The sequence below is a fragment of the Sphingomonas pokkalii genome, from assembly GCF_003096275.1.
Classification (GTDB): domain Bacteria; phylum Pseudomonadota; class Alphaproteobacteria; order Sphingomonadales; family Sphingomonadaceae; genus Sphingomonas; species Sphingomonas pokkalii.
Window position 1 is genome coordinate 2,744,707 of record NZ_QENQ01000001.1, and the last position, 26,525, is coordinate 2,771,231.

The 26,525-nt window shown below is 65.0% G+C and carries 22 protein-coding genes, 1 tRNA gene and 1 pseudogene; 19 read left to right on the plus strand and 5 right to left on the minus strand.

The window, feature by feature from the left end:
• Nucleotides 1-12 precede the first annotated feature (12 nt).
• The gene (locus DD559_RS12585) at nt 13-1,380 is read left to right on the plus strand and encodes a sensor histidine kinase (RefSeq protein WP_116469480.1); all 1,368 of its coding nucleotides are present in this window, start codon (nt 13-15) and stop codon (nt 1,378-1,380) included.
• On the opposite strand, the gene DD559_RS12590 is transcribed toward DD559_RS12585, so the two are convergent.
• Nucleotides 1,338-1,838 carry a hypothetical protein gene (locus DD559_RS12590; RefSeq protein ID WP_116469481.1) on the minus strand — a complete coding sequence of 167 codons (501 nt, stop codon included), beginning with the start codon at nt 1,836-1,838 and terminating at the stop codon, nt 1,338-1,340. The genes DD559_RS12585 and DD559_RS12590 overlap by 43 nt on opposite strands.
• Between DD559_RS12590 and DD559_RS20155 the strand changes: the two genes are divergently transcribed.
• The 3 genes from DD559_RS20155 (at nt 1,837) to aat (ending at nt 3,992) form a co-directional block, all read left to right on the plus strand.
• Entirely contained in the window at nt 1,837-2,439 is a 603-nt protein-coding gene (locus DD559_RS20155) for a hypothetical protein (protein WP_240610242.1), read from the plus strand. The genes DD559_RS12590 and DD559_RS20155 overlap by 2 nt on opposite strands.
• Before the next feature lie 87 nt (nt 2,440-2,526).
• On the plus strand, nt 2,527-3,267 hold the full coding sequence (locus DD559_RS12600) for a ParA family protein (RefSeq protein WP_116469483.1): 741 nt from the start codon (nt 2,527-2,529) through the stop codon (nt 3,265-3,267).
• A complete protein-coding gene (gene aat / locus DD559_RS12605; protein WP_116469484.1) occupies nt 3,264-3,992 on the plus strand; it encodes a leucyl/phenylalanyl-tRNA--protein transferase in 729 nt (242 codons plus the stop codon). The genes DD559_RS12600 and aat overlap by 4 nt, the downstream gene beginning before the upstream one ends.
• 35 nt (nt 3,993-4,027) lie before the next feature.
• Here the strand turns inward: aat and DD559_RS20400 are convergent.
• The 4 genes and pseudogenes from DD559_RS20400 to DD559_RS12625 form a co-directional block, all read right to left on the minus strand.
• Nucleotides 4,028-4,459 (minus strand): annotated as a pseudogene (locus DD559_RS20400) (DUF2155 domain-containing protein); the annotation flags it as partial.
• Complete coding sequence (locus DD559_RS12615; RefSeq protein ID WP_116470894.1) at nt 4,456-4,848, minus strand: NADH:ubiquinone oxidoreductase subunit NDUFA12; 393 nt, start codon at nt 4,846-4,848, stop codon at nt 4,456-4,458. The gene DD559_RS12615 and the pseudogene DD559_RS20400, both read right to left, overlap by 4 nt.
• 110 nt (nt 4,849-4,958) lie before the next feature.
• Complete coding sequence (locus DD559_RS12620; RefSeq protein ID WP_116469485.1) at nt 4,959-5,552, minus strand: cold-shock protein; 594 nt, start codon at nt 5,550-5,552, stop codon at nt 4,959-4,961.
• Between the two features lie 66 nt (nt 5,553-5,618).
• A complete protein-coding gene (locus DD559_RS12625; RefSeq protein ID WP_116469486.1) occupies nt 5,619-6,161 on the minus strand; it encodes a RecX family transcriptional regulator in 543 nt (180 codons plus the stop codon).
• Nucleotides 6,162-6,282: 121 nt separating this feature from the next.
• Here DD559_RS12625 and DD559_RS12630 point away from each other — a divergent pair, with 121 nt between their 5' ends.
• The 15 genes from DD559_RS12630 to DD559_RS12700 all read left to right on the plus strand — a co-directional run bounded on the left by DD559_RS12630 (nt 6,283) and on the right by DD559_RS12700 (nt 26,523).
• On the plus strand, nt 6,283-8,049 hold the full coding sequence (locus DD559_RS12630) for a fatty acyl-AMP ligase (RefSeq protein WP_116469487.1): 1,767 nt from the start codon (nt 6,283-6,285) through the stop codon (nt 8,047-8,049).
• Between the two features lie 175 nt (nt 8,050-8,224).
• Nucleotides 8,225-10,537: a putative bifunctional diguanylate cyclase/phosphodiesterase gene (locus DD559_RS12635; protein ID WP_116469488.1), complete on the plus strand. Its 2,313-nt coding sequence runs from the start codon at nt 8,225-8,227 to the stop codon at nt 10,535-10,537.
• Between the two features lie 142 nt (nt 10,538-10,679).
• Nucleotides 10,680-11,213 carry an FxDxF family PEP-CTERM protein gene (locus tag DD559_RS12640; RefSeq protein WP_240610243.1) on the plus strand — a complete coding sequence of 178 codons (534 nt, stop codon included), beginning with the start codon at nt 10,680-10,682 and terminating at the stop codon, nt 11,211-11,213.
• A 161-nt stretch (nt 11,214-11,374) separates the two neighbouring features.
• Nucleotides 11,375-11,451: transfer RNA gene (locus tag DD559_RS12645), tRNA-Trp, on the plus strand.
• A gap of 263 nt (nt 11,452-11,714) precedes the next feature.
• Nucleotides 11,715-12,260 (plus strand): Pvc16 family protein, encoded by a 546-nt coding sequence (locus DD559_RS12650; RefSeq protein WP_165831087.1) that lies wholly within the window; start codon nt 11,715-11,717, stop codon nt 12,258-12,260.
• Nucleotides 12,257-13,447, plus strand: a complete 1,191-nt coding sequence (locus tag DD559_RS12655; RefSeq protein WP_116469491.1) for a hypothetical protein — start codon at nt 12,257-12,259, stop codon at nt 13,445-13,447. Before DD559_RS12650 ends, DD559_RS12655 begins: the two co-directional genes overlap by 4 nt.
• A 103-nt stretch (nt 13,448-13,550) precedes the next feature.
• A complete protein-coding gene (locus DD559_RS12660; protein WP_116469492.1) occupies nt 13,551-15,338 on the plus strand; it encodes a phage tail sheath C-terminal domain-containing protein in 1,788 nt (595 codons plus the stop codon).
• Nucleotides 15,339-15,387: 49 nt separating this feature from the next.
• The gene (locus tag DD559_RS12665; RefSeq protein WP_116469493.1) at nt 15,388-15,837 is read left to right on the plus strand and encodes a phage tail protein; all 450 of its coding nucleotides are present in this window, start codon (nt 15,388-15,390) and stop codon (nt 15,835-15,837) included.
• 9 nt (nt 15,838-15,846) lie between these two features.
• A complete protein-coding gene (locus tag DD559_RS12670; protein ID WP_116469494.1) occupies nt 15,847-16,323 on the plus strand; it encodes a phage tail protein in 477 nt (158 codons plus the stop codon).
• A gap of 33 nt (nt 16,324-16,356) precedes the next feature.
• The gene (locus DD559_RS12675; protein WP_133243819.1) at nt 16,357-16,548 is read left to right on the plus strand and encodes a hypothetical protein; all 192 of its coding nucleotides are present in this window, start codon (nt 16,357-16,359) and stop codon (nt 16,546-16,548) included.
• Nucleotide 16,549: 1 nt separating this feature from the next.
• Complete coding sequence (locus tag DD559_RS12680; protein ID WP_133243820.1) at nt 16,550-17,242, plus strand: CIS tube protein; 693 nt, start codon at nt 16,550-16,552, stop codon at nt 17,240-17,242.
• Nucleotides 17,239-18,975, plus strand: a complete 1,737-nt coding sequence (vgrG, locus tag DD559_RS12685) for a type VI secretion system tip protein VgrG (protein ID WP_116469497.1) — start codon at nt 17,239-17,241, stop codon at nt 18,973-18,975. Before DD559_RS12680 ends, vgrG begins: the two co-directional genes overlap by 4 nt.
• Nucleotides 18,972-19,451: a GPW/gp25 family protein gene (locus DD559_RS12690; RefSeq protein WP_116469498.1), complete on the plus strand. Its 480-nt coding sequence runs from the start codon at nt 18,972-18,974 to the stop codon at nt 19,449-19,451. The genes vgrG and DD559_RS12690 overlap by 4 nt, the downstream gene beginning before the upstream one ends.
• Nucleotides 19,448-23,497, plus strand: a complete 4,050-nt coding sequence (locus DD559_RS12695) for a baseplate J/gp47 family protein (protein WP_116469499.1) — start codon at nt 19,448-19,450, stop codon at nt 23,495-23,497. Before DD559_RS12690 ends, DD559_RS12695 begins: the two co-directional genes overlap by 4 nt.
• On the plus strand, nt 23,494-26,523 hold the full coding sequence (locus DD559_RS12700) for a glycoside hydrolase domain-containing protein (protein ID WP_116469500.1): 3,030 nt from the start codon (nt 23,494-23,496) through the stop codon (nt 26,521-26,523). The genes DD559_RS12695 and DD559_RS12700 overlap by 4 nt, the downstream gene beginning before the upstream one ends.
• Nucleotides 26,524-26,525 lie beyond the last annotated feature (2 nt).

Genomic DNA, 26,525 nt, shown 5'->3' on the forward strand with positions numbered 1-26,525 from the left:
CGTATCATCACCATGTCGAAGGAACGAGGCACCGTGCCGGAAGAGGAGGGTGATCCCGGCGCCATTGCGTCGGCACGCCCGCGGCAGCATGCGCGTTCCGATCTGCTGGTCACCAACACCGACCTGCTGATGCAGGCGCGCCAGCTCGAACCCGCATTGGCGCAGGTGTTCGACAACATCCGCGAAGAGCTTGGCATCGACCTGTTCATCCACCACGAATTCAATGAGGAAACACGGGATCTGGGCCTGGTATCGCATCGCGGCCTGAACCCACAGGAAGCCGTGGTGGGCGCCTCGATCCGCCTCCGCCCCGGCCAGTCGACATCGGGGACGGCGGCGCAGCGGGGTGAAATGGTCGTCGTAGACGATGTCCAGCAATCGCAGGACCCCGGCCATTACTTCCTGCGCCTGTTGCGGCTGAACAGCTTCGTCGCGGTGCCGCTTTCCCATGGCGGAAAGCTGCTGGGCACGCTTGGCTTCGGCCGCCGCAGCGCGGCGCACTTCACGCAAGACGAAACCGATTTTCTCCAGTCCATATCGCGGTATGTGGCGCTGGCCGATTATCGCATCCGCGTCGATCGGGAACTACATTCGCGAATTGCGGAACGCGACAAGATCGTGGCCGATCGCTTGGAGATCGAACGCGAGATGGCGGCCCGGGCGCGCGCCGGCGCGCTGGGCGCCATTGCGGCGGCGATCGCGCACGAGCTCAACCAGCCGCTCTCGGCCGCCGCCAATTTCATGGCGGCGATTCGCCTGTCTCCGGAAACCGACGAACGGACCCTGGCGATCACCCGCTCGGCCGAGGAGCAGCTTCACCGCGCGGGCAATATCATTCGCCGTATCCGCCATATGGCCAGACAGACCGATTTCGTCTTCGATCTGCACCCCCTGGCCGGCGTGATCGAACAGGCGCTGGCAGCCGCGCGCGCCACCGCATCCCAACCATTGCCGCCCATTTCCATCGACATCGCGCCGGATGCGGCCAATGGCTTTTTCGACGCGGAGCAGATCGTGCAGGCCCTCTCGAACGTCGTCAGTGCCGGTGCCGATGCCTGTACCTATTGCCAGGGCGGCACGATCCGCATCACCACCGCCGCGATGCGGGACGACCGGATCGACGTCGGCGTCACCGTCACTGGCCTGAAGCCAGGCGCAGGCGAAAGCGGCGCGCGGTTCAGCCTGCAAAGCGGCGACGGCACTGCCGTCGGGCCAAGCATCGGCCTGCCGATCGCGATGTACCTGATAGAAGAGCATGGCGGCCGCCTGTGGCTGTCCCAGCACAGCGATGGCGGCACCACCATCCACTTTACCCTGCTGGCGAAGCGCCCGCCCGATTACCCGCCGGCATTCTCGGCGTCCGACATCGCTTCATTGTAAAGATCGTATCGAATCTGTTCGATCGGCAAGGGAGATGCGCACCCGGCGTAGCTGCGTGCCCCGATCGTGAGCGTCGCCGTCAGCGGCGCGGCGGCGTCGCCCTTGCCGCAAGCCTCCGGGCGGAGCACGATGGCGACCGTCTCCCCATCGGGCGTCTGGGTCGGATAGCGGGCCTCGCCGACGCCAAGCCGGGGCGAAACGGGGTAGAAGGGAACCGGCGGCTTGCCTGCCGGGCGATACAGGATCCGCCCGGGTGCCAGATCCAGCGTCCATCCCTTGCCATCCCCGGCCCGCAGGCGCAGCGGCTTGGAGAGGTCGATGCCACCCAGCATCGGGCCGGGCTTGATCGCCTGGGCTTCGTTCGCCTGGGCGAGATCGCCCTGATCGTCCGGGCTGCCGCCACAGCCCGCCAGTAGCAGCATCGATAGCAGCACTGGCCAATGCGAACGAACCGTCATGCCTTCTCTCCTCCCTGCCCTCCTGCGCAGCCAAAGCGTCACGGTCAAGCCGGACACCTGCACCGGCTCCGGGAGATCGCGCAAGCGGCTGTTACGGGGTTGCGCAAACAGCGTTGCCTGCGCTTACTACGCTGCGTCGCACAACATGGGTGCATTGGATCCCGATTTCCGCTTGACGATTCTCCCCCACCCAAGGAAAAGCCCGAACGCTATGAAAAACTCCTCCCCGTTTGCTCTCTCCGCCGTCGCACTGCTGGCGCTCGCCGCATGCAACAACAAGCCCGAAGTGGTCGACAGCCGCTCGCCCGATCCCATGGCTTCGCAGCTTGCGAACGCCGCGCCGTCGGAGCCGCCGCCCTCGATCGAGACGTCGGTGTCCTTCCGTTGCCAGCCGGGTAACACGCTGCTGTTCGTTGACTTCTTCAAGGGCGGCAAGATGGCCGCGCTTCGCGAGAAGAAGGATTCGATGAAGTCGATCCTGCTCAACGCGCCGGAAGCCGGCCAGGCCTATGTCGCCGAAGGCGGCTACAAGCTCGAAGGCAACGCAAAGTCCGCCAAGATCACCCTCGCAGACGGCACCGCCCACACCTGCAAGGCCTGAGGCCACCGCATTTTCACGAGATCCTGGCCCGGTGGGAATTCTCACCGGGCCTTTTTCGTGCCAGCGTAGCGCGTCGGGAGGAACCGCATGGCGACGATCGCAATCTACAGTCTGAAGGGAGGCGTGGGAAAAACCACGATGGCGGTCAATCTCGCCTGGTGTTCGGCGATACGCTCCGCTCGCCGCACCCTGCTATGGGATCTCGATCCGCAGGCAGCCTCGACGTTCCTGCTCGGCGGCGACGCACCGTCGCACCATGCCGCACAATCGATCTTTTCCAAGGACATTGCCGCCGCCAAGCTGATCTGCGGCACCGCCTTCGAACGGCTGGAACTGCTGCCGGCGGATACGTCGCTCCGCGGGCTCGACCATCTGTTCCACGCGCTGGAGAAGAAGAAGCGCCTCAGCAAGCTGCTGGACGATCTGACCGAGGATTATGATCGCATCCTGCTCGATTGCCCGCCAGGATTGACCGATACCAGCGAGCAGGTGATGCGCGCCGCCGATCTGATCGTCGTGCCGGTGGTCCCCTCCCCCCTGTCCCGCCGCGCGTTCGACGAAGTCGCCACCCATCTGGCGCAACGCGGCGCGAAGGTTCCGTTGATGCCGGTACACGCGATGGTCGATCGCCGCCGCAAGCTCCATGTCGAGGCGCTCTCCCGCGATCCCGATTGGCCGACCGTCCCGATGGCGAGCCTCATCGAAGCCGTCGCGGTGCGCCGGTCGCCCGTCGGCGCCTTCGCACCGCGCAGCGAAGCGGCACGCGCCTTCGCAGGCTTGTGGCAGACGATCGAACAGGCGCTAGCCCGGCGCATCCCCGCAAAATGAGCCAACGTCGCGGCCCGGAACAGGAAATCGATCCGTCGCTGCTTCTGCGTGCCTATGCCATGGGGGTATTCCCGATGGCCGATCACCGCGACGATCCCAGCATCTATTGGGTGGAACCGAAGATGCGCGGCGTCCTGCCGCTCGACGGATTTCACCTCTCCCGCTCGCTGCGCAAGACGATCGCGTCGGAACGCTTCGAGGTCACCGTCGATCGCGATTTCGCCGGCGTGATCCGCCTGTGCGCCGAAGCGGCGCAGGATCGCCCGGAAACCTGGATCAACGGCCCGATCGAGCGCGCCTTCCTGGAACTGCATCGTCAGGGTTACGCCCATTCCATCGAGTGCTGGCAGAATGGGGCACTGGCCGGCGGCCTCTATGGTCTTGCGCTTGGCCGCGCGTTTTTCGGCGAGTCGATGGTAACGCGGGTGCGGGATGCCTCCAAGGTCGCCTTCGCACACCTGGTCGCACGGCTACAGGCCGGCGGCTTCCGCCTGCTCGATTGCCAGTTCATCACCGACCACCTGGCATCGCTGGGGGCGGTGGAAATCCCCCGCGCCGACTATGTCGCGTTGCTGGGCGAAGCGCTGGACGGTGCGTCCTCCGCAGGGGAGGGTTCGGCTTCCGGCGATTTCTTCGCGCTGGATGGCACGGCGGACGATGCCGGCACCGTATCCGGTCCGCTCTCACGGAAAGTCATCGCACAGCTTTTGGGCCAGATATCGTAAACCGGGTGCTGCACGACGTTCAGCGCCGGCTGTTCCTTGTACACCCAGCCGGAAAACACGCGGGACCATTGCCGGGGGCCGCGCAGCACATCCATCTGCAGGAATGCGCCCGTCAATCGATCGGCTTCCCAAGGTGCGGTCCGCTCGCATGCGCGCAGCCGCACCGTCACCTTTCCGTCGATGCGCACCGCCTGACCCGGCTTGAGCGTCACATCCCGTTCAACGCCGTTCCGCTTGTTGAGCACGCCGATCACGGCGACCCGATCGCGCATCGGCGTTGCCGCGGCATCCGCCGTTGCCGCATCGGGCCCGATCGAAACCACTTCGGCGCCCTGGCCGTCATTCCCGCCCGCGCCGGTAATCACCAGCGCGTCGCCGGCATTGTCCCCGCCGGCAGCACCGTCACCACCGCCCTTCGAGCAGCCAGCCGTCAGGGCGAGCGCGATCAGCGCCGCCGCAGCTCTCATGCGTCCGGCGTCCACGCCTCGTAGTCGCCGGTTGCACGTACGCGCTGGCCACCCTTTTCGAGCGCGCCGGGCGGACGATAGGCGAGCTCGGTGCCCGTCTGATTCGGCACCCAGGGCTTTTCCCAGCCACGCACCGGCGGCAGCACCTCTTCGGGCGCGCCTTCGATCTGGTGGTGCAGCCAGCTGAACCATTCCGGCGGAATGCGGCTGGCGTCGTTGGACCCCTTGTAGATCACCCAGCGGCGCGGGATACCGTTCGGATCGCGGCCGCCCTCATAATAAAGGTTGCCAAGCGAATCCTCGCCGATGCGCTTCTTGCCGCGCAATCCCATGCGAGTGCCGAAGGTGGCGCCGTTCCACCAGGTGAAGATCGGAAAAGGAAGTCCCATGGGCTTGTCCGATACCGCCAAGCGTGCGCCTGGGCAAGGTTCCGATGCGATGCCGGCCGCTTTCCCGCCGCCAGGGCGGGCGCGCGCCGCACGGTGCCTTGCCCCAGCCTTCAGACGATCATCAGCGGCTGCTCCACAGCCACGGCAAGCGGCCCCTTCTCTCCATCGACGATTCGGGCGCGCAGCGGCTGGCCGGGCTCGACTTCCTCAATCCCTGCCCGACGCAGCGTTTCCATATGGACGAAAATGTCCGTGGTCTCTCCCGCACGCACCAGGAAGCCATAGCCCTTCAGCCGATTGAACCATTTCACCGAAACCGATTCGAACGGGCCGGCATCGTCGATCAGCTTCAGCCGCTCGATCCGGTCGCCGCTGCGCTTCACCGGCTCCACCGCCTGGCTGAGATCGATCGAGACGACGCTGCGCGCCTGCAGCCCCCGCTGGCGCCGCACGGCGATGCATTCCAGCCGCGCGCCTTCCGGCAAGCTGCGGCGGCCATGTTCCTGCAATACCGAAAAATGAATCAGAATATCGCCAATCGCGGGATCGTCGGCGACCATGAAACCGAAACCGCGGGTGACGTCGAACCATTTGACGACGCCGCGATACAAAGCCCCTTCGCTAGAGGCATCCTCATTGAACCGGACGTCCTGACAGGTATCGCCTGGATAGTGGTCGGAATCCAGCTGTTGCTCAGCACGCATTATCGTTATCCCCCAAGCCAACAACATTAACACAGAGTTACTAAAAAGGGGAGTGGCTTTGTGTGATTAGGCCTGTCCCACTTCGAACAACCACGCCGGATCCTCCCCCGGCGCCATATCCAATATCCTAAGCGCAATCTGCGGCGCGTGCCCCGCCCGTAAAAATGCGGAAAGCTGCTTACGCTGCAATTCGCGATCGGCCGGCTCCTTCGCATAGGGACCAAACCGCCGCCGCCGGGAAAAGGCGATGGCACTGGCGACGGCATCGGCCGCGATCGCCTCTGCCAGTTCCTCCGCATCCTCGGCGGCGATTCCATCGTGACGCAGCGCCATGCCCACCCTGCGGGGACCAAGCCCCTTGCGGGCCATGCTGCGCATCCGCGCCTCCGCGAACATGCGATCGTCGACATAACCGCGTTCGGCCATGCGCTCCGCGATCCCCGCCGGATCGGGCGCGGCCTCGCCCCCCCATCCCCGTTCACGAACCTTGCGGTCCAGATAGGCCGCAAGTTTCCCGCGGCTCGTCGCGAAACGCTCGACATAGCGGAGCGCGAGCCCCTCGAGGCTGGCGGTATCCAGGGGGGGCTTGGCGCGGGGGCTTTGGGGCATACGCCTTGATTGTGCCACACTGCCAACCGATTTTGAACGATAGTGCGTAGCAGAGCCCGTGCGGAAAACTGCGTTGTGGGGGCACAACGAACTGCTACCTCACAGGGGCACGAGACAAAGAATGACATTGGACGAAACGGGATCGCTCGAAATAGTGGAAACGGCAACGCTTGCGCCCACCCCCACGGAAGACCGCCTCCCGCGCCGTTTCGCTGATTTCGAAACGCTGGGTGATGCGCTGGATTATGCGGCGCAGGGTGTCCGGGGACTGAATTTTCACGATGCGCGCGGCAAGCTGGTGCAGGCCTATGCCTTCGCCGACCTCCGCCGTGATGCGCTGGAACAGGCGCGGCGCCTGATCGCCGCCGGCATCCGTCCGCAGGATCGCATCGCACTGATCGCGGAAACCGGGCCGGAGTTCGCCGCGCTGTTCTTCGGCGTGATCTATGCCGGCGCCTGGCCGGTGCCGCTGCCGCTGCCGACCAGCTTCGGCGGCGCGCAATCCTATATCGATCAGTTGCGGGTGCAGCTCGAAAGCTGCGATCCTGCGCTGTTGATCTATCCGCCCGAGATCGGTGCGATGTGCGCCGAATCCGCGCGCCTCACCAATGTCTCGGCCACCGACTGGGCCGAATTCGCCCAGCGCCCGGCACCGGCAGCGGCGCTGCCGCAGGCGGACACGAACGATATTGCCTATCTGCAATATTCCAGCGGCTCCACCCGCTTTCCGCACGGCGTGGCGATCACCCACCATGCGTTGCTCAACAATCTCGCGGCGCACAGCCACGGCATGGAGCTGGTGGACAGCGATCGCTGCGTCTCCTGGCTGCCCTGGTATCACGACATGGGCCTGGTCGGCTGCTTCCTGTCACCGGTCGCCAACCAGGTGTCGACCGATTATCTGAAGACCGAGGATTTCGCGCGGCGCCCGCTGGCGTGGCTGGATCTCATCAGCCGCAATGCGGGTACCACCCTCTCCTACTCGCCCACCTTCGGCTACGATATCTGCGCGCGACGGATGTCGAGCCAGACCAAGGCGAGCGAGCGCTTCGACCTCAGCCGCTGGCGCGTCGCCGGCAACGGCGCCGACATGATCCGCCCGGACGTGATGCAGCGCTTCGTCGATGCATTCGCGGATGCCGGCTTCCACGCCACCGCCTTCCTGCCCAGCTATGGCCTGGCGGAAGCGACGCTGGCGGTATCGATCATGCCGCCGGGCGAAGGCATCGTCGTCGAGCTGGTCGAAGAAACCCAGCTGTCCGGCGGCACCGCGCGGGCGGATCGCCCGCAACGGTACCGCGCCGTCGTGAACTGCGGCAAGCCGGTGCGCGACATGGCCGTGGAAATCCGCGAGGAAGACGGCACGCCGCTGCCCGAAAAGGCGATCGGCAAGGTCTGGTGCAAGGGCCCGTCGGTGATGGTCGGGTATTTCCGCGACCAGGAGGCGACCGATGCCTGCATGGCCGATGGCTGGCTGGATACCGGCGACATGGGCTATATGTCCGACGGCTATATCTACATCGTCGGCCGCGCCAAGGACATGATCATCGTCAACGGCAAGAACCACTGGCCGCAGGACATCGAATGGGCGGTGGAGCAACTGCCGGGGTTCAAGCAGGGCGACATCGCCGCCTTCTCGATCACCACGCCGGGCGGGGAGGAAACCCCCGCGGTGCTGGTGCAGTGCCGCACCTCGGACGAGCAGGAACGTCTGCGGTTGCGCGACGAGATCCGGGAGCGCGTCCGTTCGGTCACCGGCATGAACTGCGTCGTCGAACTTGTGCCGCCGCGCACGCTGCCGCGCACCAGCTCGGGCAAGCTCAGCCGCGCCAAGGCGCGGAACCTCTATCTGAACGGCGAGATCAAGCCCTACGCCGTCGCGGCCTGATAGCGCTGACTGCTCACCCCCGCCAGGGGGTGGGCAGCCTTGCGGCACGCGGCATGGGGACGGCGCGGCAAGGGGTGAAAGTTTGCGCGGCCTAACCTATCGCTAACCTGAGATAGGATAAGCGGGTGAGGTGAGCAGCGAGAACACCTCTCCCCTTCCCTTGCCCAGATTGGATATGCGGGCACTGCTGGGCCTGCGCGAGACCGCTGAAACGATAGATTGGCCGCGGATGCGGGCCGCGCAGTTGCATGCCGGGCGGAGACTCGCATTGCCGCTGCTCGCAGCACAGCTGATGGGCGTGACCATGATAGTGGCCACGCTGTCGCCAGCGGTGGCGTCGCTTCCCCTCGCCGGTTGGGCGATGGCCGTGCTCTGCGCCGCTACCTGGATGGTCCGCCGTCGCCTGGCCTTTGACGATCGCAATGCCATCGTCGCGTCCTTGGCGGATGTCCGCCGGACCGTTCCCGAGGCGATCCTGCTCGGCATCCTGTGGGCCGTCCCGGCACTTGCCTTCGGCCGAGTGCCCACCGACGAAATCGGCGTCAATCTCTGGTCGACAATGACGCTGGTGATTACCGCCATGGCGATCGCGATGGGCGCCCTCCCGATGGCGAGCCTGCCGTTCATCGCGATCATGGGTTTCGCCGGTGCGGCATCGCTGCTCGCGGTAGGCGCGCCGCTGGTCGCGCTGGCGGCCATCCTGCTCACCATCCTGCTCGGCATCGGCAGCTTCAGCCGCGGATGCGCCCTTATCCTGTTGCGCGCGAACCAGATGGCGCTCGCCGATCGCGATCAGACCGTCAGCCTGCTGCTCCGCGAGTTCGAAGACACCAGCAGCGACTGGCTTTGGGAGATCGATGTGCAGCGCCGGATTGCCCGCGCCAGCCCGCGTTTCGCGCTGTCGTTGGGGCTGGACCCCACGACGATCAACGGGATGCCCTTCCTGCAGGCCCTGGCGGGGGGAAACTGGGATAGCGGGCACTTCGCAGCGGAGCTGCACGACCTTGCTGCCAGGCTGCGCGGCCGCGAACCGTTCCGCGACCTTCCGGTCCCGGTGAACATCGGCGAAGAACAGCGCTGGTGGGAGATGTCCGCAAGCCCGAAGTTCGACGAACGCGGCGTGTTCCTCGGGTTCCGGGGAGTCGCGTCGGACGTCACCGAACAACGACGCGCCAATGCCCAGATCCACCGGATGGCGCGCTTCGATACGCTGACTGGCCTGCCCAACCGGCTGCACATCAATGAGGCGCTCGCCCATGCCATGGCCGAGGCCGATCGATGGGGCTCCCGCTGCGCGTTCATGATGATCGACCTCGATCGCTTCAAGGCGGTGAACGATACGCTCGGCCATCCGGTAGGCGACCGGCTGCTGCAGCACGTGGCCGAGCGGCTGAAGCACCTGATGGGCGACGAGGAAATGATCGGTCGTCTCGGCGGCGACGAGTTCGCGGTTGTCGTGCGCGACGCCTCCGATTCCGCACGACTCGAACGCCTCGCCCAGGCGATCATCGACACGGTCTCACGCCCCTATGAGGTCGACCGGCACACGCTCTATATCGGCGCCTCCGTCGGTCTCGCCTTGGGCCCGCGCGATGGCCGCACGGCCGAAATGCTGGTGCGGTCGGCGGATCTCGCCCTGTATCGCTCGAAGGACGGCGGCGGTGGCATGTTCCACGCCTATGAGCCCCAGTTGCACGTCGCAGCGGAAGAGCGCCGCGTGCTGGAATTCGCGCTGCGTGCCGCGGTGGAGCAAGGGCAGATGCACCTCACCTACCAGCCGGTCGTCAACGCCCGAACGGGTGGCCTGCTCGGTTTCGAAGCCTTGCTGCGCTGGACGCACCCGGAATTCGGCGTGATTCCGCCGGCGAAGTTCATCCCGTTGGCGGAAGAGACCCGCCTGATCCCGGCGATCGGCGAATGGGTCCTGCGCACCGCCTGTGCCGAAGCGGCGCGCTGGGAACAGCCCGCGCGCATCGCGGTCAACATCAGTTCGGAACAGCTGCACAGCCCGGCCTTCGCCACCACCGTCGCCGATGCGCTGGCAAGCTCCGGCCTCGCGCCGGGCCGGCTGGAGCTGGAAGTTACCGAAAGCGTCTTCCTGCGCGAAGGCACATCGGCGGTGGCGACGCTCGAACGGATCCTGGATCTCGGCGTGCAGCTCAGCTTGGATGATTTCGGCACCGGCTATTCCTCGCTCGGCTATCTCGCGCATACCCGGTTCAATTCGATCAAGATCGATCGCGGCTTCGTGCAGAGCGCGTCGCGCGGTACCAAGGAAGCGATCGCGATCATCCGCGCCGTCGTCGCGCTTGCGGACAGCCTGGGCATGGCGACGACGGCGGAAGGGGTGGAAACCGAGGATGAGCATCACATGGTGCAGGCCATCGGATGCACCCGCGCCCAGGGCTATTATTTCGGCCAGCCGCTTCCCGTGCAGGAAGCGCGCGCCTTGGTCTCCCATACCGGTCGCGCAACGATCGCGGCATAGCCGCGCTTTTCGGCCTCCTGTTCCCAGAACGGGACGGAACCCCTTTTTTTCATTGGAACTTTCGGAACTCTGGTTGGTCTCGCCTGCAATGCAATGGTTCATCAGTTGTTAAGGGAGAGACCCCCGCATGTATCGTGTTCTTATGGCCGCGGCGCTTGGTTCCGCAGCACTTCTTTCCGTACCCTCGGCGCAGGCCGCCACTATCTTCGGTCCCTCCGCAATGGATATCTCAGCCGCGGCTGACGGCTCGATTTCGGTGAATTTCGGCCAATCCGGCATTGTCGGCGGCGCATTCACCCACATCTACGAGTTCGCGCTGCCGCAGAACGGCCTAGCCAGCGGCTCGATCACCACCAGCGCCGTCACGCTGGCCGGCGTCGGTGATCTCGATCTGACCTCGGTGTTCTTCAACGGCACGCAGCTGACCGGGTTCTTCGGCGGCGGTCTCAACGAAGTGGTGTTCGCCAATGCGGTTCCGATCCTGGCCGGAGCAACCAACCAGATCACGATCAACGGCATCTCGCGCGGCAACGGCTCCTACGGCGGCCAAGGCGTGTTCATTCCCAGCGGCGTGCCGGAACCGGCGGCATGGGGCATGATGATCGGCGGCTTCGCGCTCGCCGGCATGGCGATGCGCCGCGCCCGCCGCACGCGCGTTGCTTACGCGACCGCCTGATTCGGCGCCAACGGATCAAAACCCCACTGCACGCAGGGGCGTCATCGCATCGCGATGGCGCCTTTGGCGTCTCGGCGCCAGCGGCATGACGCGATCTTGCACAGCGTTCGAATCTTCTGCTTGCACATGCGGATATCGCCCGATATGGGGGCGGGCCGTACAGGGGTGTAGCTCAGCTGGTTAGAGCGTCGGTCTCCAAAACCGAAGGCCCTCGGTTCGAATCCGAGCTCCCCTGCCATCTTTTCCGCCTATCCCCGCTGCACCAGCGGATGTCGAAGCGGCCCTTCCTTATTTTTGCAGCATCCGGGCGCGTGGCGCATCGTCGCCCCCTGCACGAACGACATGCCCCATGACCGCATATCGCGGCACGCCGAGCAATAGTGGGTCGCACCGATTGGGACCTATTTCCGTTTGACCCGATTACTTGGGCAGCAATAGCATCCCCCCATGGATTTGCTTCGAAATTGCCTCGTTAAAATCTGCAATTCCGTTAATACTTATATGAATAACCTCGACCCCAGACAGGATTCATGGGTTATTCTTTCCAGTATCGTCGGCCAGAATGGCACGACGAACAAGGATGCTGTCGGGAAAATCGTCATGACGGTTTACAATATAACCCGAGAAAGCTTCGCAAGCAGCTACAGCCCGGCCACCATGGCGCCGCCGAGCGCCAATGCGGCCTTGGGCCTGACGATCGTTCCGCCCCCGATCTATCTCGACATCCACCTGATGTTCATGGCGAATTTCACGGATCATGCGTATCCTGACGGCCTGGCCGCGCTCTCCAGCCTCATCGGCTTCTTCCAGCAGACGCCGGTCATCAACCAGCAGAATACGCCGGGGCTTTCGCCGGAGATCGATCAACTCACCCTCGACCTGGAACATCTGTCCCCGGTCGACGTCAACTATGTGATGGGAATGCTGGGAACACGGTATCTCCCCAGCGCCTTTTACAAGCTACGGATGATCCCCTTCGCCTCCAGGGCAATGCAGGCTCGCACCTATGCGGTGTCCGGCAGCGGCATGGGCGACATCGGGGCATGATCCGCACGCGCACCGATCGCGCGGCTGCGACGGCAGGCGCCCAATCGGCTCTCGATCCGGTACGCACGCTTTTCTCCGTCCGCTTTCGCCACGACTATTATAACGCGACGGATGACAGATGCCGCGATCTCGTCGCCGTACCGACCGACGATTGCGCAGCGCTGATGGCCCAGATTGGCATATTCCAGGTCCATCAGGACGCGGGCTTCAGCATCGTCATCCCGCAATCGCGCGTCGGTGCGCTCGTGAATGCGATCGTCCAGGGCTATTGCGCGTCGGGGCCCGGCCAAGGCTTCTGGACGCGGCTTCGCTTCCTGCTCGTCTCGACCAACGAGAATTTCGTCGGCATCACCGATTGGCCGATCGATACCAGCCCTACCCGGCAGGCGCTGTTCACCGACAATCTCGCAGTCCATGCGCAGCCGGACGGTCTGTCGCTCGGCGATCACGGCCTGGGCGCCGCCGCGCTGCTCCCGGTTACCGGCGGGACGATCTCCCTGCCGGCAGGGCCCGTCGGCACGGTTACCGCGCTGGATCTGTCCGGCGCCCCGGTCGCTTCGGTACAGCGGAGCGCGACGGTGCCAGTGATCCTCAGCCTCGCCGGCCTGCCCAACGATCGCTACACGATCATCGGCACGCCGCCCGAGGCCTATACCGGGCCTGCCCAGCTCGCCTATGTCCCGCCGGCATCGCTTGCCACGGGAATGATCGACCTGCTGTTGACGCAGCCCACGGCCGACACCGGCGATCCCGCCGCCTTCCCCGTACCGATGCCGCCCGCACCACCGCCGCCGGACTATGCCCAGCATCCGGTACCGATCACGCCGGTGGCGCTGATCGCACAGTTTCGGGCGCGGAAGACCTTCTGGCGCTACTTCGTCGTGCCGCACGCGGCCCGCGGCGCCTTTACGGACACGCTGGCCATCACCGGCCAGGACGTCGCATTCGGCAAGTCGAAGACGGTGCTGCCCAATGGCGATGCCGCGATCCTGTTTTCAGCGGAGACGCCGCTGGCCATGCGCCAACGCAGTCCACACCGGTTCCGCCTGTCCGGCGAACGCCATTCCCCTGATGGCGGCCAGGCCGATATCAGCGTCGATCCGCTGCCCTGCGCCGCGACCTCGCCAGTCTGGCCTGTGACTGAACAACCACTAGCAGGCACTTCAGAAATTTACGTTTATATATGAATCAAAGGTCCAAGATGCACGCCCGCAGGCACTACAGCCCGGCGGACGCCCAATACCCGACGCCGTTTTCCTTTCCGACCGCTGATCCAGAAAGGCTTTCCCGATGACGATCGTTACGAGCGCGAGTTCCTATCTCACCCGAAAGACTCCCGGCGTCTATGTGACGGAAGTCGAAGCCTTTGGTTCCAGCATCGTTGGGGTCGACACCGCCATACCGGTGTTCGTCGGCTATACCGAATTCGCCGGCGATCCCTCCACGGGCAAGCCACTCTATATGATACCGACCTCGATCGGATCGATGGTGGATTTCACCCAATGCTTCGGCGGGCCGGCGCCGGCCAGCTTCAAGGTGAAGAACCTCACCCCGGCCGACGATGCATCCGACGATACGGACACGGACACGGAAGACGCGGCGGCGCAACTGCCGAGCTTCTACGCCGATTACACCGCGGATCCGACAAAGCCGCCCGTTTCCACGCCCTTCCTGCTCTCACCCGTCGCCACACCGGATGAACCGACCCAGTTCAACCTTTACTGGTCGATGATGGCATTCTTCGCCAATGGCGGCACGGCCTGCTACATCGTTTCGGTCGGCAGCTATTGGGTCAACCAGTCACCCACCTCGGCACCGGACCCGGCCCTTTCGTCGACCTGGACGCTTCAGCCGATCGATGGGACGGCGCTCACCAATGGCGTGATCGCCGCCGGGTACACGGTCGGCCCGACGATGACGGTGGTACCGGAAGCCTGCCAGCTGGCCACCTATGACGGCGCCAACTGGACCTATAACGGCTATAACGATGTGGTGCAGACCATGTTGTCGCAGGCATCGGTGCTGCAAGACCGGGTCGCGATCCTCGATCTGCCGGCATGTCAGACGGCAACGACCCAGGCCCAACTCGTCGATTGCCAGACGGGGCTTTCGAACGCGATCGCGCCGGCGATCGCTGCGGCAAGCTACGGAGCCTGCTATGCGCCAGCGATCGTCGCGTCGGTCGTAACGTCCAGCAACATTCTCTACACCAACCTGCAATCGGACGACAACGCGACCGTTAACGACATTCTGACGACGCAGGCGGTGCAACTGTACACGGGCGCCTCGCTCGCCAACGTCCAGTCGGCGATCGCTACGGCGTTTCCGCTGGCGGGCAAGGAGGCGGAGAATAGCAGCCAATACTCCAACGACCCCTCCGACTATCCCACCATGGAGGATACACAGCAGACGTTGACGCAATGGCAGCAGGGGCTCGACAATCTGCTCCTCGCCAGCCTGCCCATCTTCAAGCAGATGGAAACGCTGATCGCGGCGGAGATGAACATACTGCCGCCCAGCGGCTTCCTCGCCGGCGTCTGGGCGGCCAGCGATTCGCAGCGCGGCGTGTGGAATGCACCCGCCAACATCGCGCTCGCCGCCGCAACCGAGCCGCTGTACAAGATGAGCGATGCCGAGCAGGGCGGCTTCAACGTCCCGACCAACGGCGAGGCGATCGACATCATCCGCTCGCAGCCCAGCCGCGGCAGCGTCGTCTGGGGCGCCCGCACGCTCGACGGGAACAGCAACGATTACCGCTACATCCAGGTTCGGCGGACGCTGATCTACATCGAACAGTCGATCAAGCAGGCGCTGGCCCCTTATGTATTCGCGCCGAACGATTCCCTCACCTGGGGTACCGTTACCGCCGCGATCGCCAGCTTCCTCACCGGCCTGTGGCAGCAAGGCGGCCTTGTCGGCGCGAAGCCCAGCGAAGCCTTCACCGTTTCCTGCGGACTGGGCTCGACGATGACCTCCCAGAATATTCTCGATGGCTACATGATCGTCGCCGTCACCCTGCAGTTGGTCCATCCGGCCGAATATATCGAGCTGACCTTCACGCAGACCATGGGCAGCTGATCGCCCTTTCCCACCGCGTCCCGTTCACTCTTTTCATGGGAACCTCCACATGGCAGGCGAGACTCAGAATACCACATGGCCGTTGCCGAAATTCTACTTCTCGGTCACCGGCATTCCCGGCAATCCCGTGTTCCAGGAAGTCACCGGTCTCGAAACCGAGGTGCAGGTGATCGAATATCGTGCCGGCAACAGCAGTACCTTTTCCCCGATCAAGATGCCGGGCCTCGCCAAAGTCGGCAATGTGACGATGAAGAAAGGCATCTTCGTCACCGACGATACCTTATGGACCTGGTTCAACTCGATCACGATGAACACGATCGCGCGGTCGAATATCGTCGTCAATCTGCTCGATCAGACCGGCACTGCCCAGTATAAATGGCAGCTCAACAACGCCTTCCCGACAAAACTCACCGGCACGGACCTCAAGTCCGACGGCAACGAAGTCGCGGTGGAAAGCATCGAGATCGCCTATGAAACGATGACGATCACGATCGCGTGACGGCGGCAGATGGCGAGCAATTACTACCCACCCCCGGCATTCTCCTTCGCCGTCGCGATCGCGTCGATGGCGTCGGTGCCGATGGACGCGAATATCGACGCAGCCTTCCAGGAGGTTTCGGGCATCGATCCCAAGGTCGATCTCGAGGAAGTCCGCGAAGGCGGCGTCAACGATTACGTCCACCAGTTGCCGGGCGTGACCAAGCATTCGAATCTGGTGTTGAAGCGCGGCTATGTCACCAAGGATTCGCCGCTTGCCGACTGGGCGGCGCAAACCGTGGGGTCCACGCTCGGCACACCGATCCAGACGCAGACGATCACCATCTTCCTGCTTGGGCCCACCGGCCAGGCGCTTGTCACCTGGACGTTCCTGAACGCCTGGCCGGTCAAGTGGGAAGTCGGCACGCTCGATTCCACCAACACCTCGTCCGTGCTCACCCAGACCCTCGAAATCTCATACTCCACGGTTACGAGCGCGCTGAGCTGAGCGCGACGCACACACGCTGAAGCAGGGGGAAACATGGCGTTGCAGATCAGCGAAATCGGCATCCGGCTCGCCGTGGGTGATGCGCCCCATGCCGCGGACTTCGCACCTGCCGCAGCGAGCGGCCACCAGGCCCCGGCTTCGCTCAGCCCCGAGCAGATCGACGACGTCGTTCAGCGCTGCGCGCGCGTTGTACTGGCTTCGATCGAACGATTGGGGGATCGCTGAAGTGAACGCCCCCACGCGGATGACGATTACCGCCTATACCGATCCGCAGTTCACATCCAAAGCCGGGGGAGCCAATCCGTTCACCGTCTGGATGAACCCGGCGAGCTACAATTACAGTCGTCGCATCGCCTATAACGACCGCCAGGCGCAGGGTGCCTCCGGCCCCTCCCCCGATTTCAACCGCATTGCCGAAGAAAGCGTGACGTTCGAGCTGATGTTCGACGCCACCGGCGTGCTCCCCGTCCCAACCGGGCAGAGCTATGCCAACGGTGTCGCGGACGTGATCGACCAGTTTCTAAGCCTGGTGGCGACGCTGAAGGGATCGATTCACAGCCCCAATTATCTGATCCTCAGTTGGGCCCAGCTGCAATATCAGTGCGTGCTTTCCAACGTCCGCATCACCTACACCCTGTTCGCACCGAACGGCACGCCGTTGCGCGCCAAGATGGATGTCGAGTTCAGCTCGTTCACCAGCGAGGGGATGCTCGCCAAGGGCACGCAGAAGCAGTCGCCCGACCTCACGCACGCCGTCACCGTGATCACCGGCGATACGCTGCCGGACCTGTGCTACCGCATCTATGGCGAGAGCCGCTATTACATCCAGGTCGCGCGCTTCAACCGCCTGCTCGATTTCAGGACGCTGCAGCCGGGCACACGGCTGCTATTTCCTCCCCTCAGCGGCTCGGCGGCATGAGCGCGCCATCACCCGTCGATCTCGCGGTCAGCAATGTCGACCTCACCATATTCTGCAACGGCGCGGCGCTCGGCGCCGATGTCCAGATCGTCTCCATCGACGTCTGGAGCGGCGTGAACAAGCTGCCCAAGGCCCGGCTGGTCGTCTCGGACGGCAGCGCCGCCGACGAAACCTTCCCGATCAGCGAGACGGATGCGCTGATCCCCGGCGCGACGATCAGCATCGCCCTGGGCTATAACGGCAGCGAGATGACCGTGTTCGACGGCGTGGTCTATCGTCAGGGGCTGGAAATCGCGGCGAACGGCCCATCCCGGCTGGTGGTGGAAGCCACCGACAAGGCGATGGCAATGACGCTCGCCCGCCAGAATGCGCTGTTCCAGAACATCACCGACAGCCAGCTATGCCAGAAGCTCATCACCGCCGCCGGGTTGACAGCGAACGTCACCGCGACGTCGGTAGTGCACGAGAATCTGGTGCAATATTATGCGACCAGCTGGGACATGGTGGTTCTGCGCGCCCAGGCCAGCGGCATGGTCGTGATCGCCGAGGCCGGCCGCGTGACGGTAGCCCCGCCGGACACGGCCAGCGCGCCGGTTCTGACGCTGACCTTCGGCAGCTCGATCCTCGATTTCCGCGCAGATATGGATGCCTCCACCCAATATACGGCAGCGGCGATCCAGAGCGTCGCCTGGGATCCGGCGACCCAGCAACTGGCCCAGGCCAGCCAGCCCCAGGCGGATGTGACAACGCCGGGCGACATCAGCTCCGACGAACTGGCGAAGGTGTTCGGCATCGCCCGCTATGTCCAGCAGACCGCCGGCGCAATGGAAGTTCCCGAACTCACCCAATGGTCCTCGGCGGAACTGCTCAAGCAGAAGCTCGCAAAGATCCGGGGCTCGGTGCGCTTTCAGGGAAGCACGCTCGCCGTACCCGGCTGCATGGTAACGCTGGCGGGGCTGGGCGGGCGCTTCAACGGCGACGGCTATGTCTCCGAAGTCCACCACCACGTATCGGACGGGCTCTGGCGCACCAGCGTCCAGCTCGGTCTGTCGCCCAACTGGTTCGCCGCGGTTGCCCCGCAGATCGCCGCGCCCGGCGCATCGGGGCAGCTTCCGCCCGCGACCTTGCAGAGCGGCACCGTGCTGAAGATCGACCAGGATCCCGACGGCGAATTCCGCGTACTGGTCTCCCTGCCGCTGCTGCAGGCGGCGAGCGGGGACGGCGTGTGGGCACGGTTCGGATCCTTTTATGCGTCGAACGCGATCGGCGCGTGCTTCTATCCCGAAATCGGCGACGAGGTCGTGGTGGCGTTTCTGAGCGGTGACCCGCGCTATCCGGTCATCCTCGGCTCGCTCTACAGCAAGGCGAAGCCGCCGCCGGTCACGCCGCAATCGGGCAACAATACCAAGAAGCTGGTGTCGAGGGCGGGCGTGACGATCGAAATCGACGAAGACAAGAAGGTCCTGCGGCTCACCACGCCGGCCAACCAGTCGATCGTGCTCGACGATGATGGCGGGGCGGTCACGCTGAAGGACAAGAACGGCAATTCGATCGCGCTGAACGGCGATGGCATCGCGATCAAGAGCGGCGGCGACATCACCTTGTCCGCCGGCGGCTCCGTCAGCCTGACCGCACAGAAGTCGTTGACCGCGACCGGCACGTCGTCCGCCAAGATTAGCTCGACCGGCAGCGTCCAGATCAGCGGCAATGCCGGCGTGGCGCTGAATCCATGAGCCGGCAACCGATCCTGCGCGGGCCGAACCACCCCAATGCCGCCGCACTGCTGGCCAGCGAAGTCTATCCCTCTTTCCTCGGGCGGGGCTGGACCTTCCCGCCCAGCTTCGACCGGACCACCGCCAGCGTCGTCATGGCATCCGCAGATCAGGACATACGCGAAAGCCTTTGGATCATCCTTTCGACCAATCTCGGCGAACGGATCATGCTGGCGACCTTCGGTTCCGGCCTCTGGTCGCAGGTTTTCACGGCACTCACCCCCACCACCGCGAACGAGATCGCGCACATGGTCTCCAACGCGATCATCCAGTGGGAACCGCGCGTCCAGGTGGAGGACGTGTCCGTCGATGCGGGCGCGAAGGCCGGGTGGGTCGATATCTCGATCCTCTATTTCGTACGGCAGACGAACACCCGCAGCAACCTGGTCTATCCCTTCTATCTGCAGGAGCCGGCGCTGCCGGCGCCGATCGGATGACCCCGGTTTCATTCGATTCCCGCGCCATCCGCGTGCTGAACGGCGCGGCGAGCCAGATCGATCGGCTGAAGGGAGCGCCGCATCCCGACCGGATAAAGCCGGATGGGCGCAGCCTCGCCCAGCTGCTCGCCTTCGGTGCACGCTACGGCGTACTGGTTCGATTCTACGATCTTTCCGATCGGCCGAACGGCGATTGGGAAGCCTTTTTCGCTTCCGACCCGTCCGTCGCGCTGGCGGTGCTGGGCGCGCTCGATCTGCCGGAGATCGAAGCGGCGCTGCGCGTCGTGCTCGCACTGGCAAGGCGCAGCCGGGACATGACCGAGCGGGAACGCCATCGCCGCCATGCCGTGCGGGTGATCCTCCGGCTGACCCTGATCCTCGACGCCCGGACGCCGATCGCACAGGACGCCGAACCCGCGCTGGCGGCTCTGGCGGCAACCCGCCACCATGACGATCTCACCGCGCCGCTACAGGCCTGGGGACATCACTGGCAGCATCGGCCGGGGCAGCCTGGCCCTGACTGGCATCTCCATGCGCTGGAATTGCTGGAAGACATTGCCAGCACACTCATCCCGCGACTGCAACATGCCGCAAACGAGGCGCTGTCGGCGCTCGACGTGTCGCTGAGCACCCAAGGGCACGCGCCACAGGCGGCGCTCTGGAATGCCTTCGTCATGCTGTTCGACGAGGCGCGATACGAACTCAACCGTTTCCCCCATCGGCTGCTCGACTTCTACGATACGCAAGTCCTGCGCCAGGATCATCGCGATCCGCGACCGAGCAGCGTGTTCCTCACCTTCACGCTGGCGCAATCGGCAACCGAAGCAGCGATCGCCAAGGGCAGCCTGTTCCTTGCCGGGAACGATGCGGCCGGAGATCCCATCTACTACGCCGCCGACACCGCGCTCGAAGTGCGGCCGGCAACGGTGACGAGCTTCGGCGTCTATCGCGTCCAGTTCGCGTTCGACGGCGACCAGGCACCGAAATCCGGCGTCCTTTCCGGTACCCTGCCCGCCCCGCTGGACAGCGGGTCCAGCCTTTCCTTTCCGCTGTTCGGCGCATCCCGACCGGGGCAGCATGGCGACCTGCTGATGGCACCCGCGACGCTGGGGTTCGTCGTCGAGAGCGCGACCTTGTTGCTGCAAGGCGGCGACCGCGCCCTCCAGACGCGGCTCGCACTGGGGGTGATACCGGACTGGCTGCTCAGCGCCGCCTTGGCCGGTATCTTGGCGGAGGCGGATCGGCGCGATCCGGAAACGCCCCTTTCGATCCCGCTACCCGCGCTCGAACTGCTCTATTCCACCGCAGGCGGCTGGATGAAGGTGGAAGCGCCGACGATCATGCTGCGGATCGAAGGGCCGCTTCATCGCGGTGAGATTCTCGCATCGTTCAGCCTCCCCCAATCCGCACCGCCGCTGGAACCGGTGTCGAGCAAAGCCGATCCGGACGCACCCGCGGCCGACCTTCCCGCCAGCACCTATCCCGACCTGGTCGACCAGCCGACGCTGATCGCCCGACTGATCCAGGAAAGCGATGCCACGTCGGGGATCTATGCGCTCCTGTCGATCCTGCCGATCCGGGCGGTCGAGATCGGCGTGGAGGTCGAAGGGCTGGTGCCGACGCGCGTTTCCGGATCGAGCGGGGCGATCGATCCGGAACAGAATTTCGCCGTCTTCGGATTGACGCCCGCCCAATATTCAGCACTCGAATTCTCGGCGACGGAACTGTTCGTCAAACGGGTGCACGGACTGGAAACACGGATCGATTGGGCGGCCCTGCCCGTCACGACCACCGGATTCCGCGGCTATTACAAGGGCTATCGGTTGAACGCGGACGGCATTCCCGCCCAATCCCCGCTGTTCGACAATACCAGCTTCCGGGTAGCGTTCGATATCGTGGCACCGGGAAGCTGGACGCTTGATACCGCGCAAACGCTCTATCTATTCCAGACGCATGTGGAGGAGGCAGGTACCGAAAGCGTGCCGCCGCAACCCGATGCTCCGGTAGCGCAACAGTCGCTGCTCAGAGCCCAGGGGATCGAGCCGCAGGAGCCGCCGCCATATTATAATCCAAGCGATGGCGCGCTTCGCCTGCTGCTCGTCGAACCGGATTATGCGTTCGGGAACATCCTGTACGCCAGCAACCTGATGGCCGCATCGCAAGCAAATGCCGCAGCGGCGCAAACACGGGCGGCAGGGGCCGCCAGCGTGCGCGCCCGGATTGCACAGGCAAGCGCGGTGAACACCAGCGCCACCGCGCAAGCCTATGCCGACGATATGGGCCAGGCGGTGGAAAACACCATCTCCGCCCTGAACGCACAGGCCTATGCCGCCTTGCAAACGGCGCTTTCGGAACAGGCCGATGGCGACGCCGACGCAGCCGCGCAAAGCCTTCAGGCCGCGATCAGCCAGGTAGGCGGCGGCGCATGGCGGCGGCTGTTCGGCGGGCGGCGCAGGTCGCGCGCAGCATCGGTAACGGCCGCGCTTCGGGGCTGGATGGCCGACCATGCCGGCAGCGTCGGCGAGGCGCTCGGCGCGATTTGGCCGGAGGTGGAAACGACGCTGTCTGCCGCAGACACGCTGGCAAATGCGTGGCGCAGCGCAGCGGGAACCTCCGTGGCGGCGACCCGCCCGCTGCTTGCCGCCGCGCTGGAACGGATTCAGGCGCGGCTGGCCACGGCGCTACCGGATCCGCTTCCCGTCCTGCCGGATCTTCCTAACCAGCCCTGGCTGCCCAGCGCCGCCGCCTTTTCGCTCAACTATCGGGCACATACCGCGTTCGATGTCGCGGGAACGGCGCTGGCGGGCCTGGATCGCTTCCTCCATCTCGCGCCCTTTGGCGACGTCAAACGTGCGATAGCACCGCCTCCTGGAGAGGAACCGCAGGTCCCGCTGCTGCCCGAGGTGCAGGGCAGCGCCGCCTTCTATGTCGAGCTCTCCACGCCGGTCACGGACATCTCGCTGCTGTTCGTTCTCAGCGCGGGTCCGAATGGCGACTGGACGGAGGAAACGGCCACGCCCCGCTGGGAAAAGAAACGTGGGGATCAATGGCTGCCGATCACCGTGCGCAGCGATACGACGAACGGGCTGAACAACAGCGGGATCGTCGTGCTGCAGGTGGCGACGTTCGAGGACGCCGAGGGCGCACAGACGTTGCGCGCCGTGCTTCCGGAAGATGCCCAGAACGGGGCCTATGTCGTCAGCGTCACTGCAAATGCGCTCAACGCCACCTGGACGGGGCCAGGCGGGGCCGCCACGCTGGGGGAGCCCCTGCCCGCCGGCACGATCCAGCAGAGCAAGGACATCATCGCCGGGCTCGGCACGATCACCCAGCCGATGCAGTCGGTGGGCGGCGCTCCACCGCTACGCGGCGCCGCGTTTCACCTCTGGATGGCCGAACGGCTGCGGCACAAGGGCTTCGCCATCGATGCCTGGGATTATGCACGGCTGGTGCTCGCCGCGATCCCGACACTTTGGCAGCTTGCGGTAGTGCCCGCCACCAATGGCAGCACCCGCCACGCCGCGCCCGGCCATGTCTGGATCGTGCCGGTCGCCGGCCCCCAGACCGCAAATATAACCGATACCACCACCCCCACGGTCGATCCTTCGGTGTTGAGCGAGATCGGCGAAGTGCTCGCCGCGGTCGCCAGCCCTTTCGCCACCGTGACCGTCACCAACCCGCCCTATCTGCGCCTCACGGTCCGCGCGACTCTGGTATTCAGCGACAGCGATACGACGACCTTCTGGATCGAAACGCTCCAGGCCGAGCTGGTACAGTGGCTATCGCCCTGGCCCGTACCGGCACTCGGGCACAGGCCAGAGAAATACTATACGCGCCAGGAGATCGCCGAATTCGTGCGTAGCCGCAGCTATGTCGAGGCCATCGTCCATCTGGAGGTGCTGGCCGATCGCGTTCCGGACGATGGCGGCTGGCACTATCTCACCTCGGCGCTGGAGCATCAGCTGTTCGCCTATACCCCGCCCGTCGCCGATGCCGCGACGGCAGGCGATGCCGGCGCTACGCCCCCTGCGACGGTGCAAGCATGACGGCGCCCGGCACGATCAGCCGCGCCCGGCTGAAGCAGCCCGGAGCGGATTACGCGCTGCTCCGCGCGGAGGCGATCCGCCGCGTACAGGCGATGGCCGGGGATATCTGGACCGACTATAACTTCTCGGATCCCGGCGTCACGATCATCGAGCAGCTTTGCTATGCGCTGACCGAAATGCCCTATCGCGCGGGTTTTCCCGTTGCGGACCTGCTGTGCAGCCCCATTTTCGATACGATCAATCTGCGGCGGCAAGGGCTGTTTCCGGCCCCTTCGATCCTCCCCTGCAATCCGGTGACGACCAATGACTTTCGGCGCCTGGTGCTGGATCGCGTGCCGGGCGTGGCCAATGCGTGGTTCCTCCCATGCGATACGCCGGGCAAGGATCCGGTCCGCGGGCTCTATGACATCGCCGTCCTGCGCACGCCCGACTACCCCGAGCGCGGCGGGTGTGCCCTGACGCATCGGGTGGAACGATGCTACACCGCCCATCGTGCGCTGTGCGAAGATGTCGCGACGATTCATGTCCTCGAACCGGTGGCGACGCTCGTTGCGGCAAGGATCGAGATCGCCGACGAGGCCGATCCTTCAGATACGCTGGCGAATGCATTCTTCCAGTTGGGCCTCTCCCTCGCGCCCGAACCGCGGCGCATGTCCCTGGCCGAAAAGATCGCGCGCGATCCAGCCACGAGCGATGTGTTCTACGGCCCCTTGATGCTGCGCGGCTTCATCGGCGACGACCAGTTGCACCCCCTGCCGACCCAGTTCACCGCCGATCAGCTGGTGGAAATCCTTGCGGCGAGCGACGGCGTGCTGACGGTCGACACGCTGTCGGTGCACACTGCCGATCATCCCCAGCCCTATCGCGAAGGCACGCCGATCCCGGTTCCCAAAGGGCATTATCTGGATCTTAGAACCGAAGCGAACGACGGCCGCTTCTCGATACAGATGTTCCGCAATGCGGCGCGGTGCGAACCCGATCCGGGGCGCGTCCGCCGGCGCCTGGCACAGCTCTGGAACCAGCAACGGACAACCTATCCGCTGCGCGCCGGCTATGCGGAGCGCTATGGTACGCCGGAGGCCCAATATTGGGATCTGAAGTCCTACACCTCGGTGCAGGATCAGTTTCCGCAGATCTATGGCATCGGCACCGCCGCAATGCCCACAGCCTCTGCGGTGCCGAAGCGCATGGCGCAGATCAAGCAGTTGAAGGGCTATCTGCTGCCGTTCGATCAGCTCCTGGCGGATAGCTACGCCCAACTCGCCTTCCTGCGCGACCTCTTCTCGGTGGAAGCCGGCGGCACCACCACCTATCGTTGGCAGTCGCTGCGCGGCATCGTGCCCGATCTGGTGCGGATGGAATTGCTGGAGCCCGGCTATCTACCTGCCATGGCGGACCTGACTGCCGAGACCGATCCGGTCCTCGCGCGACAGAATGCCGTACTCGATCTGCTCCTGTCCTTCTATGCGCTGGCGCTTTCGCCGCCGGCTGGCACCCAGGCGGATCCATTGGCCGCGGTGCTGCAACGCCAGCAGAGCATCGCCGCGAAGCAGATGCTGCTGCGGCGGGCGGCCCCTGCCACCCGCGATCGCGGGCGGGGCGTGGATTATCTGCGGCCAATGTCTTCGCGGAGCATTGCCGGTGCCGAACTGCTGGCGTCGATCGAACTGGGCCTGCTTGATGCGGAAACCGCCGACCTGTCGGATACCGGCGACGCGCACGCACGGGAATCGGCTCCCTGCCTGCATCGGAAGCCCTTCTATCTGGTCGACTGGATCCTGCTGCGACATGCCCGTCCCCCGCAACAGGCGGAAGGCAGCCGGTACAGCTTCCGCGTTACCGCCGTGCTCGCCGCATCGGAGCAAGAAAATGATGCGGCGGGCTGGGCCAGCACCGCGCGCTCGATCCTTCGATCCAACATGCCGGCACATGTCGCGGTCGAATGCCTCTTCCTGCGCCCTGCGGAGATGATGCGCTTCGAGGCGCTCTACACCGCATGGTCGCGAGCGCTGCGGCGCGGACCGCAATCGACACTGGTCGAAACCAGCCGGCAGCTCGAACTTTTCCTGCACCGCCATCGCCCGACACCCGATCCGACAGGGAACCGCGTAGCCCGCCCTTCTCCGTCTCCGTCTCCGTCCCCTTCCCCTTCCCCTTCCCCTTCCCCTTCCCCTTCCCCTTCTCCATCCCCTTCTCCGCCTCCTTCCCCTTCCGCTGTCCCCGATCCGCAAGCGCCCAGCCCCCCAGAGCGGGGCGACGGCACGGCATCGAACGAACCGGCAGGCATCGCCTCCTCGCGGCGGTTGCTGGCCCGGCTCGGCGACCTGGTTGCGCGCGTGCGCGCAGGGCAATCGGAGCCACAGCCCAGCACCGGCGATCCCGCTGTGGCGCCGGCGTCGCCGGGGGCGCAGGGCTTCGATACCGATACCGCGCTGACCGCGGACACGGCCGCCGCATTCTTCGACGCGGGCTTCGTCTTTGCCGTACGCTATCTCTCGCTCACGACGCCCGAGGCCGAAGGGGATCTGAACGCGAGCGAGGTGTCCACCATCCGGGCAGCGGGGCTCGCGCTGATGGCGGTGCAGCATGTCGATGCCGCCGGCTGGGTGCCGACGGCCAGCCTGGGCGTCGAACATGGCAGCGCAGCCGCCGCCAACGCGGCGAGCGCGACCCTGCCGGTCGGCGTCACGATTTGGCTGGATCTGGAGGGCGTGGCGGATGGCACGCCATCGGACCAGGTGATCGCTTATTGCAACGCCTGGTTCGGCGTCGTTGCGCAGGCCGGCTATCGCCCGGGCCTTTATGTCGGCGCAGAATGCGGCCTCACCTCGACCGAACTAACCACACAATTAACGTGCAGCTTCTTCTGGGAATCGGGGAGCAACGTGCCGCCGGTCGATGGGATCGGCTATTGCATGGTGCAGCAGATCGACAGCGCCTATGTTCTGGACGGGGTCGCCTATGACGCCGATACCGTCCAGGCAGACGACCAGGGGGCCACCCCCTATTGGTACGCAGCGGCCTAGCA

What these genes read in the sequence shown, in the direction of transcription:
- DD559_RS12585 (WP_116469480.1), top strand. Translation starts at nt 13, where the DNA reads ATGTCGAAGGAACGAGGCACCGTGCCGGAAGAGGAGGGTGATCCCGGC.
- DD559_RS20155 (WP_240610242.1), top strand. Translation starts at nt 1,837, where the DNA reads ATGCCTTCTCTCCTCCCTGCCCTCCTGCGCAGCCAAAGCGTCACGGTC.
- DD559_RS12590 (WP_116469481.1), bottom strand. Translation starts at nt 1,838, where the DNA reads ATGACGGTTCGTTCGCATTGGCCAGTGCTGCTATCGATGCTGCTACTG.
- DD559_RS12600 (WP_116469483.1), top strand. Translation starts at nt 2,527, where the DNA reads ATGGCGACGATCGCAATCTACAGTCTGAAGGGAGGCGTGGGAAAAACC.
- aat (WP_116469484.1), top strand. Translation starts at nt 3,264, where the DNA reads ATGAGCCAACGTCGCGGCCCGGAACAGGAAATCGATCCGTCGCTGCTT.
- DD559_RS12615 (WP_116470894.1), bottom strand. Translation starts at nt 4,848, where the DNA reads ATGGGACTTCCTTTTCCGATCTTCACCTGGTGGAACGGCGCCACCTTC.
- DD559_RS12620 (WP_116469485.1), bottom strand. Translation starts at nt 5,552, where the DNA reads ATGCGTGCTGAGCAACAGCTGGATTCCGACCACTATCCAGGCGATACC.
- DD559_RS12625 (WP_116469486.1), bottom strand. Translation starts at nt 6,161, where the DNA reads ATGCCCCAAAGCCCCCGCGCCAAGCCCCCCCTGGATACCGCCAGCCTC.
- DD559_RS12630 (WP_116469487.1), top strand. Translation starts at nt 6,283, where the DNA reads ATGACATTGGACGAAACGGGATCGCTCGAAATAGTGGAAACGGCAACG.
- DD559_RS12635 (WP_116469488.1), top strand. Translation starts at nt 8,225, where the DNA reads ATGCGGGCACTGCTGGGCCTGCGCGAGACCGCTGAAACGATAGATTGG.
- DD559_RS12640 (WP_240610243.1), top strand. Translation starts at nt 10,680, where the DNA reads ATGGCCGCGGCGCTTGGTTCCGCAGCACTTCTTTCCGTACCCTCGGCG.
- DD559_RS12650 (WP_165831087.1), top strand. Translation starts at nt 11,715, where the DNA reads ATGAATAACCTCGACCCCAGACAGGATTCATGGGTTATTCTTTCCAGT.
- DD559_RS12655 (WP_116469491.1), top strand. Translation starts at nt 12,257, where the DNA reads ATGATCCGCACGCGCACCGATCGCGCGGCTGCGACGGCAGGCGCCCAA.
- DD559_RS12660 (WP_116469492.1), top strand. Translation starts at nt 13,551, where the DNA reads ATGACGATCGTTACGAGCGCGAGTTCCTATCTCACCCGAAAGACTCCC.
- DD559_RS12665 (WP_116469493.1), top strand. Translation starts at nt 15,388, where the DNA reads ATGGCAGGCGAGACTCAGAATACCACATGGCCGTTGCCGAAATTCTAC.
- DD559_RS12670 (WP_116469494.1), top strand. Translation starts at nt 15,847, where the DNA reads ATGGCGAGCAATTACTACCCACCCCCGGCATTCTCCTTCGCCGTCGCG.
- DD559_RS12675 (WP_133243819.1), top strand. Translation starts at nt 16,357, where the DNA reads ATGGCGTTGCAGATCAGCGAAATCGGCATCCGGCTCGCCGTGGGTGAT.
- vgrG (WP_116469497.1), top strand. Translation starts at nt 17,239, where the DNA reads ATGAGCGCGCCATCACCCGTCGATCTCGCGGTCAGCAATGTCGACCTC.
- DD559_RS12690 (WP_116469498.1), top strand. Translation starts at nt 18,972, where the DNA reads ATGAGCCGGCAACCGATCCTGCGCGGGCCGAACCACCCCAATGCCGCC.
- DD559_RS12695 (WP_116469499.1), top strand. Translation starts at nt 19,448, where the DNA reads ATGACCCCGGTTTCATTCGATTCCCGCGCCATCCGCGTGCTGAACGGC.
- DD559_RS12700 (WP_116469500.1), top strand. Translation starts at nt 23,494, where the DNA reads ATGACGGCGCCCGGCACGATCAGCCGCGCCCGGCTGAAGCAGCCCGGA.